This is a genomic window from Paenibacillus medicaginis (genome assembly GCF_042138635.1).
Lineage (GTDB): Bacteria > Bacillota > Bacilli > Paenibacillales > Paenibacillaceae > Paenibacillus > Paenibacillus medicaginis.
Map to the genome: position 1 here is coordinate 50,358 of NZ_JBHIRY010000027.1, position 16,443 is coordinate 66,800.

16 protein-coding genes are annotated in these 16,443 nt (G+C 49.4%); 1 reads left to right on the forward strand and 15 read right to left on the reverse strand.

Going from position 1 to position 16,443, the window contains the following annotated elements:
- Positions 1–106 precede the first annotated feature (106 nt).
- The 12 genes from ACE5LO_RS21755 to xylA form a co-directional block, all read right to left on the reverse strand.
- Positions 107–835 (reverse strand): MeeY/MeeF family manganese export membrane protein, encoded by a 729-nt coding sequence (locus ACE5LO_RS21755; RefSeq protein WP_375356678.1) that lies wholly within the window; start codon positions 833–835, stop codon positions 107–109.
- 87 nt (positions 836–922) lie between these two features.
- Positions 923–2,188: a TerD family protein gene (locus tag ACE5LO_RS21760; protein ID WP_375522079.1), complete on the reverse strand. Its 1,266-nt coding sequence runs from the start codon at positions 2,186–2,188 to the stop codon at positions 923–925.
- A gap of 62 nt (positions 2,189–2,250) precedes the next feature.
- A complete protein-coding gene (locus tag ACE5LO_RS21765) occupies positions 2,251–2,832 on the reverse strand; it encodes a TerD family protein (protein ID WP_375522080.1) in 582 nt (193 codons plus the stop codon).
- Between the two features lie 13 nt (positions 2,833–2,845).
- Positions 2,846–3,424, reverse strand: a complete 579-nt coding sequence (locus ACE5LO_RS21770) for a TerD family protein (RefSeq protein ID WP_375522081.1) — start codon at positions 3,422–3,424, stop codon at positions 2,846–2,848.
- 48 nt (positions 3,425–3,472) lie between these two features.
- Positions 3,473–4,045, reverse strand: a complete 573-nt coding sequence (locus tag ACE5LO_RS21775; protein WP_375522082.1) for a TerD family protein — start codon at positions 4,043–4,045, stop codon at positions 3,473–3,475.
- A gap of 28 nt (positions 4,046–4,073) precedes the next feature.
- The gene (locus ACE5LO_RS21780; protein WP_375522094.1) at positions 4,074–4,520 is read right to left on the reverse strand and encodes a tellurite resistance TerB family protein; all 447 of its coding nucleotides are present in this window, start codon (positions 4,518–4,520) and stop codon (positions 4,074–4,076) included.
- Between the two features lie 153 nt (positions 4,521–4,673).
- Complete coding sequence (locus ACE5LO_RS21785; RefSeq protein ID WP_375356681.1) at positions 4,674–5,252, reverse strand: TerD family protein; 579 nt, start codon at positions 5,250–5,252, stop codon at positions 4,674–4,676.
- A gap of 49 nt (positions 5,253–5,301) precedes the next feature.
- Entirely contained in the window at positions 5,302–5,892 is a 591-nt protein-coding gene (locus ACE5LO_RS21790) for a TerD family protein (protein WP_375522083.1), read from the reverse strand.
- A gap of 386 nt (positions 5,893–6,278) precedes the next feature.
- A complete protein-coding gene (locus ACE5LO_RS21795; RefSeq protein WP_375522084.1) occupies positions 6,279–7,580 on the reverse strand; it encodes an MFS transporter in 1,302 nt (433 codons plus the stop codon).
- A gap of 98 nt (positions 7,581–7,678) precedes the next feature.
- Positions 7,679–8,806: a transglutaminase domain-containing protein gene (locus ACE5LO_RS21800; protein WP_375522085.1), complete on the reverse strand. Its 1,128-nt coding sequence runs from the start codon at positions 8,804–8,806 to the stop codon at positions 7,679–7,681.
- 314 nt (positions 8,807–9,120) lie between these two features.
- Positions 9,121–10,617, reverse strand: coding sequence for a xylulokinase (gene xylB / locus ACE5LO_RS21805; protein WP_375522086.1), 1,497 nt, complete (start codon positions 10,615–10,617; stop codon positions 9,121–9,123).
- A gap of 88 nt (positions 10,618–10,705) precedes the next feature.
- Entirely contained in the window at positions 10,706–12,022 is a 1,317-nt protein-coding gene (gene xylA / locus ACE5LO_RS21810; protein WP_375522087.1) for a xylose isomerase, read from the reverse strand.
- Positions 12,023–12,186: 164 nt separating this feature from the next.
- Here xylA and ACE5LO_RS21815 point away from each other — a divergent pair, with 164 nt between their 5' ends.
- Complete coding sequence (locus tag ACE5LO_RS21815) at positions 12,187–13,359, forward strand: ROK family protein (protein WP_375522088.1); 1,173 nt, start codon at positions 12,187–12,189, stop codon at positions 13,357–13,359.
- 144 nt (positions 13,360–13,503) lie between these two features.
- On the opposite strand, the gene ACE5LO_RS21820 is transcribed toward ACE5LO_RS21815, so the two are convergent.
- The 3 genes from ACE5LO_RS21820 to trxB all read right to left on the reverse strand — a co-directional run bounded on the left by ACE5LO_RS21820 (position 13,504) and on the right by trxB (position 16,330).
- The gene (locus tag ACE5LO_RS21820) at positions 13,504–14,919 is read right to left on the reverse strand and encodes a DNA-binding protein (protein ID WP_375522089.1); all 1,416 of its coding nucleotides are present in this window, start codon (positions 14,917–14,919) and stop codon (positions 13,504–13,506) included.
- Between the two features lie 199 nt (positions 14,920–15,118).
- The gene (locus ACE5LO_RS21825; RefSeq protein WP_375356691.1) at positions 15,119–15,349 is read right to left on the reverse strand and encodes a glutaredoxin family protein; all 231 of its coding nucleotides are present in this window, start codon (positions 15,347–15,349) and stop codon (positions 15,119–15,121) included.
- A gap of 39 nt (positions 15,350–15,388) precedes the next feature.
- Complete coding sequence (gene trxB, locus ACE5LO_RS21830) at positions 15,389–16,330, reverse strand: thioredoxin-disulfide reductase (RefSeq protein WP_375522090.1); 942 nt, start codon at positions 16,328–16,330, stop codon at positions 15,389–15,391.
- Between the last annotated feature and the right edge of the window lie 113 nt (positions 16,331–16,443).

A 16,443-nucleotide genomic window follows, 5' to 3' on the forward strand; every position in this document is an offset into this window, starting at 1 on the left:
TGACATGCAGCGTAATTCCAGGTTGCGGCACCTGCCAACAAAAATGCGAGTACACTCTAAAATCCAAAAAAACCCTCCCAGTGAAAGGAGGGACCCGAAATTTAGACTATGCGGATTTTACAGAGCTGGATTTTTTGCGGATGGAGCTGAAAATAATGGTCCCGACGAATACAGCGATCAGGATAGCAAAGAAGAGATAATGCGACATCTCAAATCCTGCTACAGCCGCAAGCATTTTAGCCCCGATAATGATGATGAGAATAAACGCCGCTTGTTCAAGCTCCGGATACTTGTCAATCAATTTCAGGAATACCTGTGCGACCCCCCGCATCATCAGCACACCCAAAATGCCGCCAAGGAACAGCACCCAAACTTCATTGCTCACGCCAAAAGCTGCAATGACGCTATCAATACTAAAAGCAATATCCATAGCTTCTACGGCAAGCACGGTTTGCCAAAAACCTTTGCCTTTATTTTGGACCTCTTCTCCTCCCTCTTCCTCGCTGGCAGGCTGACGGCGAATATAAGGAAGAATTCCATAAAACTTGATTTCAAGCTTGAACAGGTGGCTGAGCGCAATCCACAAGAGATAAAGACCCCCAACAATCTTGACCCATGTGATTTTAACAAGGAAGGTGCCAATGCCGATGGCGATGAACCTGAAGACGTAGGCCCCCAATAGACCATAGAACAATGCTTTCTTCTGCTGCTCTTTAGGCAAATGTTTGACAAGCACAGCCAGCACCAAGGCATTATCTGCCGAGAGCAGCCCTTCTATGATAATCAGAGAGAATATAATTCCCCAGCTTGCCGGCTCGCTTAAAACTTGCCCCATGTGCTCCCAGTTAAAAAACGAAGAAAAATTATCTATTAAACTTTGAAAAAAACCGCTCACTTACTTTCCTCCTTTAAAATATCGGACCTACTTCCATCCGGTTGTCCACCGCATATTCCAGCCGTAAGCTCGATCAAGCTCCTTATGACCTGAGGTATAGTGGACCAGCTTTTCCACACTAAAGGTCTGGTTATTGACATTCGTAATTAATGCAATACCGCACATGCCCTTCCTATTATTGTGCTCGTCCAGGCGAACCTCGATATCAGGGCCTCCGCTCTGCTTGATGGTAACGATACCATCAGCTTCCGCCCAATTCGCAATGCCTTCATAGATATAAGCGAAGACCAGTATGCGTTTGATTTCCGAGAGATAATTGCCATTGATGCGAAGGTTTTCCCCAGTCTTCACCATTCCAGTCCGGTCGTCCCCATCCAGCGCAACATAGGGCTCGTCATCTAAAGAACCAAACTGTCTTCCCAGAGCTTGAACGACACCATTATAGCCGTCTTGTAATTCAAAGAGACACCCGAGATCCAGATCAATCTTTCTTGCAGAACCAAAGGCAGACTTTTTGCCCTGGGTCCAATTTAGATTGATCAAAATCTCGCCCAGTGGGCCTGCTCCTTTTTGCAGATTGATTTTGTCTCCGCGTTTCTTAAGCTCAATCTTCGACAGATTGACAGGATTAGGGGCCGGCGGTGGAGGCGTGTGCTTTTGCTCATTCACTGGCGCCGGAGTAGGAGCGCTCTTGGGCGGCTGAGGAGCCGGCGAAGCTACGGATTCTTCCTTGACTTCGATTCCGTAGCTTTGGCAAAGAGCTTCAAGCCCGCCGGAATAACCTGCAGCGATAGAATTGAACTTCCATTGTCCCTGATGCCGGTAGAGCTCCCCTACAACAATGGCCGTTTCCACACTGAAAGGAGTGTCTATATTAAATCGGATAACCTCCTGGCTGTTCACCGGATCAACGATTCGAATATATGTATTGCGAACCCTTGCAAAGCTTTGTGAACGTTTCTCTCCATCATAAATGGTAAGAGAGAAGGAAATTCTTTCGTACTGGTTGGGTATGCTGTTAAAATTGACCTCCAGTTGCGCTTTATCCGCTACTCCAGCCAAACTTGCAGCCTGCGGGCGGACGGTTATACATTGGTTGGGGCCGACAGGATTGCCGTAAAAGATCAGATCGGAATCCTGCGTGACCTTGCTATTTCCAGCCAGCAGAAAGGAAGAGAAATCGATATCCACATCAGAAGCAGCCTCCCAGCCCATACCGATAACAACACTTCTCAAGTGAGGGTTTGTTTTCGTAAGATCCGCTTTTTGGCCTTTGATCAACGTAATCGTCATCTGTACCAACCTTTCAAAAAACTCTTTACCGGGTGCTGATGGCCCCGCACCCGGCCTTGATATTACTGGGCGTCCAAACCATAATTTCTGCAAATGGCAGACAGCCCGCCCTGAAAGCCTGAACCGATGGCCTGGAATTTCCATTCACCGTTATGCCGATACAACTCGCAGACCACCACTGCTGTTTCCAATGAGAAATCCTCTCCCAGATCGTAACGAAGAATCTCCTCGTTCGTTTGTTCATTCACCAAGCGGACGAATGCATTTGAAATATGCCCGAAGTTTTGTCTTCTTGCCTCAGCATCATGAATTGTTACCGCAATCCCGATCCGCTGGACATTGGGCGGCAGCAACGAGAAATCAATGATAATTTGCTCATCATCCCCGTCTCCTTGCCCTGTACGGTTATCGCCCGTGTGGTAAACCGACCCGTTGGGAGTTTTAGGATTATTATAGAAGACAAAATCTTCGATACCTCTCGCCCTGCCATCCTCATAAAGAAGAAAAGCTGATGCATCAAGGTCGTAATCATCACCAGTACTATACTTGTTGACATCCCAGCCCAAGCCAATGATGGCTTTCGTCAATAAAGGGTTCGTTTTGGTAAGGTCAATTCGTTGACCCTTTGACAGACTGATGCTCATAACCTGCCTCCTATTAAACGGTTACTCCGTAATCCCGGCACAATCCGGCAAGCCCATCCTGGAATCCGCTTCCAACCGCACTGAACTTCCATTCGCCATTATGCCGGTACAGTTCTCCCACAGTAATAGCCGTTTCAACGGAAAAATCTTCACCAAGATCATAACGTATCAATTCTTCGTTATTTGCTTCATTCACAACACGGACATATGAATTAGCCACCTGACCGAAATTTTGATTTCTCTCTCTTGCTTCATGGATCGTAATGCAAAAAGCGATTTTATGAACCTCAGTCGGCACATTGGCCAAATCTATCATGACCGACTCGTCGTCTCCCGCACCTTCACCGGTACGGTTATCACCAGAAATTGCTATGGAATGATTGCTGTTCGACGGATTATTATAAAAAATGAAATCCTGATCGGAGCTTACTTTGCCTGCCGCATTCAGAAGAAAGGCTGATGCGTCAAGATCAAAGCCGCTGCCGCCGTCATATTTGTTCAGGTCCCAGCCCAGGCCTACTTTGATTTTAGTCAGTCCCGGATTCGATTTTGTCAGGTCTACCTTTTGTCCTTTGGAAAGATTCACAGCCATTTGACGGTCTCCTCTTCACTTAAATTTGCAGCACTGCCCGGTTTAGGCCTAAAGACCAAAGTCACGGATCAACCCGGCCAGACCGTCTTGATACCCGCTGCCAACTGCGCTGAATTTCCATTCACCGTTATGACGATACAATTCGCCAACGACAATCGCCGTTTCCACAGAAAAATCCTCGCCAAGATCGTAACGAATCAGCTCTTCGCCCGTTTCTTCATTAATAATTCGTGCAAAAGCATTGGATACTTGTCCGAAATTCTGATTGCGTTCCGCACCTTCATGGATCGTTATGCAGAATGAGATTTTCTCAATGTCTGCAGGAACGGCGTTCAAATCCACGTTGAGCTGTTCATCGTCACCTTCGCCTTCACCAGTCCGATTATCGCCCGTATGTACTACAGAGCCGTTTGCATTTTTAGGGTTATTGTAGAAAATAAAATCTGTTTCTTTCTGCGCTTTTCCTGCTCCGTCCAAGCAAAAGGCGGATGCATCCAGGTCAAAATCGGCGCCACCATCATATTTGTTGGTATCCCAGCCCAAGCCTACGATCACTTTCGTAAGACCCGGATTTGTTTTTGTCAAATCGATTTTTTGTCCTTTGGATAAACTGATTGCCATGATTACATTTCCCCTTTATAAGTTATTATCAGAGCCCGAAATCCCCTGGTGCTACACCAAGCACCTCACAAATCTCTCTAACGGATTTCTTCTCCAACTCGTCGAAGTCACCGTCAGCCGCCCCTACTGCACAGCATACTCCAACAATGATTCTTCCAACCTCAGGTTTGGATTTGAATTTAGCGATGACTCTCAGTGCTTCCTGTTTGCCTACCATGACATCAAAATCCATATTGCCAGCATAATGATTGAAGCGTTCAATCACTTCGCTCATGTTAAATATCTTCAATTCCTCGCTGCGGCCCAAATATCCAGCCATCTTTTGCTTTTCTGAAGCATCAATGGTTCCGTCAGCAACGGATACAACCGCACATCCTGCTACAATCGCTTCAAGCAAATCCTTGTTTTTAAACTTTTTCACATTGTCGGAAAGAGTTCCTTTTGTACGAGACAGCCATCCTTGAAAAGCGTTCATAGCCCCTGACATTTAGATTAACCTCCAATTGTTTAATTACGATAAAATGATAAAAAAATAGTCGTATCAGCTCGTTGTTTGTTTCATTGCCAGCATAATGTATGAAATGCAGCCCAAAATGCCTACTTCTTTCTTGTTTGGATCACTGTCCGGTTAAGCGGAAAGGCCAAAGTCACGAATCAACCCGGCCAGGCCGTCTTGATATCCGCTGCCAACTGCGCTGAATTTCCATTCACCGTTATGACGATACAATTCGCCAACGACAATCGCCGTTTCCACAGAAAAATCCTCGCCAAGATCGTAACGGATCAGCTCTTCGCCGGTTTCTTCATTGACTATCCGTGCAAAAGCGTTCGATACTTGTCCGAAATTCTGGTTGCGTTCCGCACCTTCATGGATCGTTATGCAGAATGAGATTTTCTCAATGTCTGCAGGAACGGCAGCCAAATCCACCTTGAGCTGTTCGTCGTCCCCTTCGCCTTCGCCAGTGCGGTTATCGCCGGTATGTACAACAGATCCGTTTGCATTTTTTGGATTATTATAGAAGATAAAATCTGTTTCTGTCTGGGCTTTTCCTGCTCCGTTCAAGCAAAAAGCAGAAGCATCCAGGTCAAAGTCGGCACCGCCGTCATATTTATTGGTATCCCAGCCCAAACCTACAACTACTTTCGTAAGACCCGGATTTGTTTTTGTCAGATCGATTTTTTGTCCTTTGGATAAGCTGATGGCCATGATTAAATCTCTCCTTTATATAGTTTATATAGTTCAAATCTACAATGAATTATTGGAACCGTTGCGCCAAAATATCGATATGTGCAGCGTGAGCCCCTTCGCCTACAGCGTTAAACTTCCATTCTCCGCCATGCCGATAGATTTCCCCGGCCAGCAGAGCTGTATATCCGCCGTAGTTATCCGTCAAATTAAAGCGGACAAGCTCCTCATTACTCTGTGAATTCACAACCCGAATATATGCAGACTCTATCATTCCAAAATCCTGGCCGCGTTGTTCACATTGATAGATATTAACGACCATCAAAACCCTCTCGACATCGGCGGGAACCTTTTTCAAATCAATCATAATTTGCTCGTCATCCCCGTCGCCTTCACCCGTCAAGTTGTCGCCGGAGTGTTTGACAGATCCGCATCCGCTAACTTTATTATAGAAGCAGACCAGATTGGAATCTTTCTCAAGTCTTCCTTGTCCATTCAGCAGGATAGCCGAGGCGTCACAATCAATGTTCGCACCTCTTTTCCTCCCGAAAAAGCCTTTTGTCTGAACAGGGTCCCACCCCAAACCTACCGTAAGAAATGAGAGACCTGAACTCCCTTTTGTCAGGTCAATCTTCTGCCCTTTAACCAACGAAATCCCCAAACTCGACACCCTCCCCGGGAGTTTTCTCCCAAATTAAATATAGTACTGATAACCCAAGACTAGACGCATCGTCTTGCTCTTCTACTACGCATGGGGGAAATATATGGTTTCATTTGCATAATATTTTTGCGTCTATTGGATCGTTATCTCAATTATACCTTATAATTCTTCGCAATGTCCGATTTTTCACCAAAAAAATGCAAATTTCTCCTGCTCAAACAGGAAATTTGCCTAAAGCAAAAAAACAATTAGGAAAAATGGATTATTTCTTTGGAACTACTAGCAAAAGATGTGCACTGGTGCTGAGTCTTGATAATAATGAACAAAAAACAGCCCGTTCCCCGTGGAAACGGACTGACTTTATAATTTTCAAATCTCTTCTACAATTAATGTATTCCGGAAACGGCGTGATCCCGAAAAATCCTTCTGCACAACAAACCGATCACAGCCGCAAGGCCGGTCAGAGCGGCGGCAAACAGGTACAGATTCACGATCCCGAACCTTTCGGCGATCCATCCCATCAGCAGCAGGGAGATGCAGAACATCAGATTCATGAGCACCGCCTGGGCAGACAGCACTTTCGGCAAATCCGCATCCCCCACGCTTTTTTGAATTAAAGTTCTTCTGCTAACAATTGACAGCTCTGCGGGCGGACCCATCAGCAGCACGATGAGCAGTGTCAGGGCAGCCGATTCGTTCAGTGCGTAAAACGCTGTCAATATACCATAACCGAACATGCCTGCCACCATGGATCCGAACAGCCGCTTCTCCAGGAGACGGGTACAAGCCAGCACCAGCAGCCCCCCTCCTATGGCTCCCGCAAAATAGGCGGCATTAATGTATCCCCACCAAGCCTCGCCTTTATGCAGCACTTCCTGCGCAAATGCCAGGGTAAAGGCCCCTACCCAGACTGAGCCGCCAAGCATATCCACCATATCGATGAACATAAGCAGCTTCAACCTGCCGCTGGCAGCGATCAGCCTCCAGCCTTCCTGCATCGTCTTCCACCGCTCCGCTTTTCCGGAATTGACGGAATCGGTCGGCGGAGAATCCGCCTTTTCAGGCTCTTCCTCCTGGCGCACACGGGTAAGGGGATGCAGCCAGTATCTGCCGTCCGTTTCCAGCGGATCACGGATCAATGCCGTAAACACAAGCGCCACAGCGTAGAGCACCCCCGCAAGCAGCAGCGTTTTCTCCGCCCCCAACACGGCCACCAGCACACCGCTCAAGCCCCAGCCTGCAAGCTGAACGGTCTGGTCGCTGACAGAAATCAGGCTGTTCGCCTTCATTAAGGCAGCGCCGGGGGCCAGCCGCGGCACGAGCGAGTTGCGCGCGGGAGTAGTCCAGCCGTCCAGGAAGGATAAAGCTATAACCAATATAAATACGATAGTCCAGCCCCCGGAGGGCCCTGTCATCCACAAATGAAATATTAGAATTGCAAACAGCAGCAGCTGTCCCATTTGGGAGATAAACAGAATGAGCGGCAGCTGGAATCTGACCAGCAGCAGAGGGGCGAAGAAACCGCTGATCATCTGTGTCCCCATTCGCAGCAGCGGAATCAGAATGGCGGTAATAATCGAGTCGGTCCCATGAAAGATTAGGGAGATCAACGCCATAATGTACAACACATCCGCAGCGTTTGACATCGACTGAGTACCTATCAAGTAAGTAAATGACCGTTTGTGCATATGTACTCCTTACTCTGCATTTTTTGACACACTTTCCATTGTGCAGCAAAAAAGCCGCAGTGTACTGCGGCCGCAAGTTTTAAAATCATATTATCAATTTATGTCCACGAAAGCTCGACCCTGAGCCCGCCCGTCCCCTTTAAATCGCTCACTTTATAGGAAACAGACTTGACCCCCAACTTGTACAGCACCTGCAGATCCTGCTTCAACTTGCTCTCGCTCCCCTTGTAGACAAAAAGCAGAGAACGTGAACCACTCTTCATCGCTTTGCTGGCTAATGTCTTAATGTCACTGGCCGTACTCAGCGTATTTCCATTCTGAGTCAAATCGTATTCGAGAGCTTGATACAGCTGCTTGTATACCTTGGATGCAGCGCCGCCTTGCACGATCAGGCTGTTCAGCGTGTCCCGGTAGGAGGTACTGGCAGCCGGATATTGCTTGGTCCAGGTATGATCCTGCCGCATTTCCGTATCAGTCAACATATAGTATGTGGTGCTCACTTCATTCGGGCGATCCGGCGTCGGATCATCCCAGGTGGTATCCATATGATACCATTTCCCGTCCAGCTGCACAAGATTCCAGGCATGAAGCTGCCCGCCTGCTCTTCCTTCTATGATCCGGTTGGGGATGCCGGCCTGATTAAGCATCTTATACGCCAGCAGAGCATAGCCCTGGCACACTGTGCTGCCTGTGCTCAGCCCGTCATAGGCCGTATATTTCTGCAGTGTCTCATCATACTTAAGCCGTTTAACAATCCAGTCATGTATAACCTTCGCCTTTTCATGATTAGACATGCCCGGAGTTATCATTTGGGCGAGTGCCGTCTTAACCGTACTGTCTACGAAAGCCGTTTGTTCCTTGGTCTCCCGATAGTTCAGTTTTACGGTTACATCAGCCGATGTGGCAGTCCCCTTGTAGCTGAATTCATAGCTCTTGATCGTATAGTTTATGTAAGGGTCAATTTTCATGGCCTGATCAATTGCGGTCTGAAGTCTGCTTTTGAGCTCCTGTACATTGCCTTTGTACGTGAAAGATATCGTTTCACTGCGGGCCTGCATCGCATCGGCCAGCTTTTGCTGCAGCTGATCGGCTGAGATGGAAGCCGCCGTATTCACTGCACCCGCCGCATATGCATAGTCCCAATCCATAACCTGCGGAACCATGACGGTGAGGAGTGAGCCTGCTACCAACAGCCTGGACATTCTGGAGCCAATGGTTTTCTTCATGAGCAGCTCCTGCCTTTCTTAGTGATTTAGCAGCATAAAATATCTATATCCCAAAAAAATATCCTGCGTTGGACCTATAATCAGCCAAATCATTTCAGGAAATTAGAACCATTTTACCATAAAACGAATACAGTCCGTATAAAAAATATTGCAGATTTTTGCGAATTTTGCCGTTTTTTCGGTCGGGATCATCTGGATAATCACTTTTTTCCAGAGAAGTAGCACTTGCGAGGTGTCGTTTTTGAACAAAAAAGAGCGCCCCCGGGTCCATGGACCCTGAGACACTCCAACTGGCTTGCTGTTCTGTGCCACACTTATCTGAATTCGGACAATTGGTTATTTAGACCACGTGTCGCGCCGTATACCTCACGGTATAGAGCGAACAGCCTTTCATACTGCCGTACAGCCTCTTCATCCGGAGTATAACGCTTGGCCGGCCGGATAAACGCCTGTGCGCAAGACTGAAGAGAATCAAACCATCCGCAGCCATATGCCGCCAGCATCGCAGCCCCCAGTGCCGGCCCCTGCTCGCTTTCCAGCTTGATGACAGTAGCATTGAACACATCCGCCTGCATCTGCAGCCACAGCTCGCTGCGGGCGCCGCCGCCGATGGAGATCACCTCGGTTACCGTTTTGCCGGTGCTCCGCAAAATATCGATGGATTCTCTCAGCGAAAAAGTAATTCCCTCCAGGACAGCACGTGTAAAGTGCGGCAGCTTGTGACTTGCATCCATGCCGATAAAGCTGCCGCGGATTTGTGAATCCGGATGAGGTGTGCGTTCACCGACGATATAAGGCGTAAAGAGCAGACCGCTGCTGCCGGCCTGAACGCCTTCCGCCTGCTGCAGCAGTTCCTCGAACGGCTGATCAGGAGCAAACGTCTCCTTAAACCAGGTAAGACTGTAGCCTGCTGCCAGCGTCACTCCCATAATATAGTAGGCATCTTTCTCGCTATGATTGAAAAAATGAGCTCTGCCTTCGATGTCCAGATCCTTGCGCTCCTCGTAAGAAAGGACAACCCCCGACGTCCCGATGCTGCACATCGTCTTGCCTTCGCTTAGAATACCGGAGCCGATCGCTCCGCATGCGTTATCCGCTCCGCCAGCATATACAGGCGTTCCTGCGGCAAGTCCTGTTCGTGAAGCGATTTCCGGCAGGAGGCTACCGGTTTGATCAAAGGATTCCACCAGCGGAGGACACAGTGACAAAGGCAGGTCAAACGCGGCCGCGATTTCTTCACTCCAGCGCTTGCCCGCCACATCCAGCAGCAAAGTTCCCGCTGCGTCAGAATACTCCGACGCCAGCTCGCCGGTCAGTCTGAAGCGCACATAATCCTTTGGCAGCATAAAATGTGCCGCATGTGCCAGCAACTCAGGTTCATGCTCCTGTACCCAAAGAAGCTTGGGCAACGTGAAGCCTTCCAATGCCCGGTTGCGCGCGATGCCCAAAAGCTTGGGGCCCAGGACGTTTTCAATCCGCCGGCACTGCTCGGTCGTACGGGTATCGTTCCACAGAATGGCTCTGCGCAGCACCTGCCCTTTTTCATCCGTCAGCACAAGCCCGTGCATCTGGCCCGAAAAGCTGATGCCATCCACGCTTTCAGCCTGGATTCCGGCCTGTTCCACCAGCTTGCGCAACGAAGCTACAGTTCCTTCCACCCAATCCTCCGGGTCCTGCTCGCTGTATCCCGGCTTGGGCTGATGCAGCGGATAAGCCTCCGATGCCTCGAAAGCCACCTTTCCTTCACGGGTCACCAGTACCGTCTTCACCGCACTGGTCCCCAAATCCACGCCGATCACATAACGCTCCATGTTCTCATCCCCTTACCGGTTGCTCATATGAGACACAGCTACCGCTGACTGCCGCCAGCGGTAACTTTTTTTCAAATCAAACGAACTGTTAATCAGCCAAAATGTACTGGTTAAGCGCCGCCTTCAGCCATTCCTGGCGTCCGGATTCGTTTTTGCGCGGTTGTTCGTTATTCAGCGCATACTCTGCAAGGGAGGCAAGGGTAGCTTTGCCTGATACGATGTCCTGTCCGATGCCTTCCTTGAAGCTGCTGTACCGTTTCTCAATGAAATCCTCAAACACACGGTCTTCGATCAGCTTGGCCGCCACCTTCAGCCCTTTGGCATACGTGTCCATACCGGCAATGTGCGCAAGGAACAGATCTTCCGGCTCAAAGGATGCGCGTCTGACTTTCGCATCGAAGTTCACGCCCCCTTTGCCAAGACCGCCATTTTGCAGCACTTCATACATCGTAAGGGTCGCATCGTAAATATCGACCGGAAACTCGTCTGTGTCCCAGCCGATCAGCATATCTCCCTGGTTCGCATCCAGCGATCCGAGCATGCCGTTCATACGGGCTACACGCATCTCGTGATTGAACGTATGTCCTGCAAGCGTCGCATGATTTGCTTCAAGGTTCAGCTTGAAGTGCTTATCCAATCCGTACTTTTGCAGGAAAGCGATCGTAGTGGCCGCGTCGAAATCATATTGGTGCTTCGTTGGCTCTTTTGGCTTCGGTTCGATCAGGAACTGAGCCTCAAAGCCGATTTCACGGGCATAGTCAATGGCCATCTGGAACATGCGCGCCAGGTTATCCTGCTCCAGCTGCATGTCCGTATTAAGCAACGTTTCGTAGCCTTCACGGCCACCCCAGAACACATAGTTTTCACCGCCGAGGCGTTTGCCGATTTCCAGACCTTTTTTGATCTGGGCAGCAGCATGTGCATATACATCAGCATTGCAGGTGGTAGCCGCACCGTGCATATAACGAGGATTTGTAAACATGTTGGCCGTATTCCAGAGCAGCTTCTTGCCCGTTGCTTTCATCTGTTCTTCAATCAGGTCCACAATCGTATCCAGGTTGGCGTAGAATTCCTTCAGACTGGAGCCCTCCGGAGCAATATCCACATCATGAAACGCAAAATATGGAAGGTTCAGCTTCTCCATCAGTTCAAATGCAGCTTCAACCCGCGCTTTAGCAAGGTCAAGGCCTTTAAGGTGATCCCATGAACGAACGGCCGTCTCTGCACCGAACGGGTCGGAGCCGCCTGCAGTCAATGTATGCCAATAAGCCATGCTGAATTTAAAATGCTCAGCCATCGTTTTTCCTGCCACAACTTCGTCCGGATTATACCATTTGAACGCGTACGGATTCGTAGAGTTTTTGCCTTCATAACTAATTTTTGAAACGTTTTCAAAGTAAGCCATTTGATTACGCCTCCCAGTCTCATATTAGGTGCTTGCGGATTTTATTTATCTCTCAATATCGTTTACACCGCTATACTAACACAGCCCACAGAACTTTGTCTATTGCTTAAACTAAGTATTTTTTTTAAAATAGTTAAAAAGTATTCAGAACAGGAAGTGGCTCCATGAACGTCACGGGTGATCAGGCACTCGTCAAAAAGCTGAACAGATCGATTGTGCTCGATACCATCCGGCTCCATGCCCCGCTCTCCCGCGCGCAGGTGTCAGCACGCACCGGGCTGAACAAGGCTACGGTGTCCAATCTGGTTTCCGAATTAATGACAGATCAGCTGGTACGCGAAACAGGCCCCGGAGAATCCAGCGGGGGTAGAAAGCCGCTGATGCTGTTATTTAACCAGGGAGCCGGTTATGCCATCGGAATTGAGTTAAGCGTAAGTTATGTAAAAGGGGTTTTAACCGATCTGGAAGGCCATATTGTGGAGGAACGGAATGCTGCGCTTGAGGTTACGGAAGTCACATTCGTGCTTGATACAATGCGCGGCATGATTGCTCAGCTTATCCAGGCTGCTCCCTCTTCCCCACACGGTATCGTCGGCATCGGCATTGGTGTGCCGGGCATGGTCGATGCTGAAGGCACTGTTCTGTTCGCCCCTAATCTTGGCTGGGACAATACCGAGCTGCGGCAGCCGCTTGAGCGGGAATTCGGCCTCCCTGTTACAGTGGACAATGAAGCGAACGCCGGCGCACTGGGCGAGCTCCATTACGGTATGATCGGCGATGAGCAGCATGTACCGTGCCATCTTGTCTACATCAGCATAGGTTCGGGGATCGGCTCCGGCATCATCATGGATGGCAAACCATACAAAGGCGCATGGGGTTATGCGGGCGAGACCGGGCATATGTCCATCGATTGGGACGGCCTTCACTGTTCCTGCGGCAGCAGGGGCTGCTGGGAGCTCTACGCTTCCGAAAGAGCCTATGACCATACAGCGTACGACCTGCCATCCAGCAGCACGGCGCAATTGCTCGAGCTTGCGGGCCAGGGAAACGAAGCAGCCCGGCGCGTGTATGAAGAAATCGGTACGTATCTTGGCATCGGCATCACCAATATCGTCAACAGCTTTAACCCGGAGCTCGTCATCATCGGCGGCCACCTGTCCGAAGCCCGTCCCTGGCTTGAGCCATCGCTGCAAAGCAAGGTTGCGGAGCGCACGCTCCCGTACCACAGGAGAGAGCTGAATGTCCGTTTCTCACAGCTGGGCAGCCGCTCCACCGTGCTGGGCTCTGCCTATTCAGCCATCTCCACATATCTCGGTCATGTCCGTGTATCGGTCTAATGGGTTATGACATTGGCAATCAGCCCTGAAGCTCTGGTGAGCGGGGCTGCTGCCTCTGGCTGGGCCACACTCCGCCTGCCTATTCCCTTTTATATCAGCCCGACACCATGGCCCCAGCAGTTCATCCCTTCAGCCATCGAAGCATTAGCCGCTAACACCTGGACCGACAGCATGATGACTGTTCTCCTGAGCTTCATTGCTTACCACCTTTCCGCAAATATAGGCATACAGGTACTGCAGGCGGACTGTAGCATAATTGCGGTATTGTTCAAATAAAGTCATACATTTTATGATATGATCCTGCTGGTTGATTTGAACTGAAAGATGAAAGCTATCCAGAATGTTTTGCAGTCCTTCCTCAAACCGTTCTTTCCTGAAGTTGTAGACAGCAAGATGTCTGTAATACGAAGCAAGACGGACAAAATTAAACTCCTCTTTATACCGGCTCTTCCACTGGCCCGGATTCGTGACACTGTAATAGTTCAGATGGCCGGCGAACAGCCCGAGTTGCTCATCGATAAAGTAACCGTACTTATTGGCGGATTCCAGCAGCGTGATCACGCCCTCAAGAATCTCTTCCGGCTGCTCCAGCAGCAGCTCCACATAAGGAGCGACCGCGCCCTTTTTTCCCATCTTGACGTCTACGCACATCGTGTTGGCCCTGGCGAACATCCGGAATAGCTCAACATAGCGCTGCCCCGCCTCATCCAGATCACGGAACCAGCCCAGCTCCGCATACTCGGCGATAAATTGCCTGGATTCCTCGCATCTTCCGGAATATTCATAGGCGCTGGCCTTGAGAAGACGGCTCTTACCGTAATAAAACACTAGCGGACGCCGGAGCGCATAACGTTCAGCATCCCAATCACGTCTGCTTGTCCGGCATAATCCCCCGGTCAGTTCACACAGCTCATCCGAATAAAATATAACTTTATCCCACTGCTGTTTGACCGCAAAAAACTCGGCCAGCATATGCAGCCCGTCCAGAGCGAGTGCCTCGGGAAGCCGCCAGCGGTATGAATGAAAACGCAGGGCAGACTCCAGATTGCTGTGCTCATCCTGCTCGTGAATTTGAAAAAGGCGGAGATGGCTGACCGCGAGCCGTTCGGAATGACTATACTTTTCACTTTCAATGACACGCTCGTAGAGAAACAGCGCCGCCTTATGCCAGCTATTCTCATACATGATCTCGGCTGTATCAAAGATGTCCGGGATATGCGACAAATTATCCGCAAGACGATCCAGTACTTTGTTGATACAGTCAAGCTTCTTTAACTGCGCACAACGAAGCAGAAACGGACGAAGGCGCCTCCAGTGGGCAGCCGTCTCGCGAAAGCACTCGTCCGCATACATTTCGTACAGAGCTCCCTCGGGCAAACCCATGCCTGCCGTGATCAGATCGAGTTGACCGGGCGAAACTAATCTGGGAGGATTCCCGTTAATGATGCCACTGAGCGTTCCTCTGTTAACACCGGCTGCATCTGCAAAGCTCTGAAGTGTCTGTCTCTCCCGTCTGATATGCTCTTCCAATTGTGAACGAATCGTGGTGTTATGGTCCAAGTTAACACCCCCTGTAGACTAAACAATCCCTTTCAGGAAAACCCGCATATTGTGCAAGCCATAAATGAATATACCAAGATTATATGTCTAATTTTTACAGCGGTCAATCCATTTGCATTATATTAAGCAAAAGAAGCCGCTACCTTATTTAAGGCATCGGCTTCTACAATTAAAGGATGAGGTCCCCTTCTACAGGAGTTTATTTATTCAACACTTTGGCAAACTGGGTTTTATTCATACCCGAAATACGTGTTTCACCAATCAGCGTCAGAGGCACGGCGCGGACACCCATATCCCATACTTCCTGTGCATAGGCTTCATTCGTTTCGATGTTGCGCTCTTCGAATTCGATCCCCTGCTCAGTCAGATAACTCTTCACTTGCTTGCAATGCGGGCAGTTTGTAGATGTATACACGATCGCTTTTTCCACTTTAATCACCTCATTTAAATTATAACCTTACTCACTATTTTACAGCGAAACAGGGCTGTGCTCCAGGCTTTCGATGAATTTTTCCACATCCATGGCGGCCATGCATCCGCTGCCTGCCGCTGTAATGGCCTGTCTGTAACGTGTATCCTGCACATCTCCACAGGCAAAGATACCGGCGATATTCGTTTCGGAGGTGCCGGGAGTCGTTACAATATAACCGTTCGCATCGGTTGTAATCTGACCGTTCAGGAAGCCGGTGTTCGGATGATGCCCGATAGCGACAAACACACCGCTGGCTTCGAGCAGCTCTTCTTCACCTGTTTTATTATTTCTTACTTTCAGCCCTGTAACCCCTTGTTCAGAAGCGACCACTTCAAGCGGAGTACGGTCCAAAGCCCACTCTATCTTCGCATTTCCGCGCGCACGGTCCTGCATGATTTTGGAGGCCCGCAGCTCTTCACGGCGGTGCACCAGCGTCACTTTTGAAGCAAAGCGTGTCAGGAAGTTCGCTTCTTCAAGTGCGGAATCTCCGCCCCCGATCACAATAATCTCCTTATTGCGGAAGAAGAAACCGTCGCACGTAGCGCAGGTGCTTACGCCCCGTCCAACATTATCCTGCTCTCCCGGAATCCCCAGATATTTAGCGGTTGCGCCGGTCGAAATGATCAGTGTTTCCGTAACAAGCTCGCCGATTCCTTCAACTTCAAGCTTGAAAGGACGGCTGCTTGCATCCACACTGTTGACCCAGCCTGTCCGGAATTCCGCGCCGAACCGTTCAGCCTGCTTGCGCATATTATCCATCAGTTCAGGTCCCATGATTCCATCAGGAAAGCCTGGAAAGTTCTCAACATCAGTCGTTGTTGTAAGCTGGCCCCCAGGTTGGGGTCCTTCAATGATAAGCGGGTTCATATTGGCTCTCGCCAGATAGATAGCTGCTGTAAGCCCGGCAGGGCCGGTTCCGACAATAATAGATTTATACATGGTATCAACCTCCAGAATTCGATCATCGTTACTATAAGAGGTAGTTCAAAAAGTCATCTTTTGATCACGAAGTAAGTCAGGAAGCGGACTCGACATCGAATCTTGAATTCAGC

Bases quoted from the DNA above. Each gene is read 5' to 3' on its own strand.
- ACE5LO_RS21760 (WP_375522079.1), bottom strand. From the start codon at position 2,188: ATGACGATTACGTTGATCAAAGGCCAAAAAGCGGATCTTACGAAAACA.
- ACE5LO_RS21800 (WP_375522085.1), bottom strand. From the start codon at position 8,806: ATGAAGAAAACCATTGGCTCCAGAATGTCCAGGCTGTTGGTAGCAGGC.
- ACE5LO_RS21755 (WP_375356678.1), bottom strand. From the start codon at position 835: ATGGGGCAAGTTTTAAGCGAGCCGGCAAGCTGGGGAATTATATTCTCT.
- ACE5LO_RS21785 (WP_375356681.1), bottom strand. From the start codon at position 5,252: ATGGCCATCAGCTTATCCAAAGGACAAAAAATCGATCTGACAAAAACA.
- ACE5LO_RS21795 (WP_375522084.1), bottom strand. From the start codon at position 7,580: ATGCACAAACGGTCATTTACTTACTTGATAGGTACTCAGTCGATGTCA.
- ACE5LO_RS21815 (WP_375522088.1), top strand. From the start codon at position 12,187: ATGAACGTCACGGGTGATCAGGCACTCGTCAAAAAGCTGAACAGATCG.
- ACE5LO_RS21765 (WP_375522080.1), bottom strand. From the start codon at position 2,832: ATGAGCATCAGTCTGTCAAAGGGTCAACGAATTGACCTTACCAAAACG.
- trxB (WP_375522090.1), bottom strand. From the start codon at position 16,330: ATGTATAAATCTATTATTGTCGGAACCGGCCCTGCCGGGCTTACAGCA.
- ACE5LO_RS21775 (WP_375522082.1), bottom strand. From the start codon at position 4,045: ATGGCAATCAGTTTATCCAAAGGACAAAAAATCGATTTGACAAAAACA.
- xylB (WP_375522086.1), bottom strand. From the start codon at position 10,617: ATGGAGCGTTATGTGATCGGCGTGGATTTGGGGACCAGTGCGGTGAAG.
- xylA (WP_375522087.1), bottom strand. From the start codon at position 12,022: ATGGCTTACTTTGAAAACGTTTCAAAAATTAGTTATGAAGGCAAAAAC.
- ACE5LO_RS21770 (WP_375522081.1), bottom strand. From the start codon at position 3,424: ATGGCTGTGAATCTTTCCAAAGGACAAAAGGTAGACCTGACAAAATCG.
- ACE5LO_RS21780 (WP_375522094.1), bottom strand. From the start codon at position 4,520: ATGAACGCTTTTCAAGGATGGCTGTCTCGTACAAAAGGAACTCTTTCC.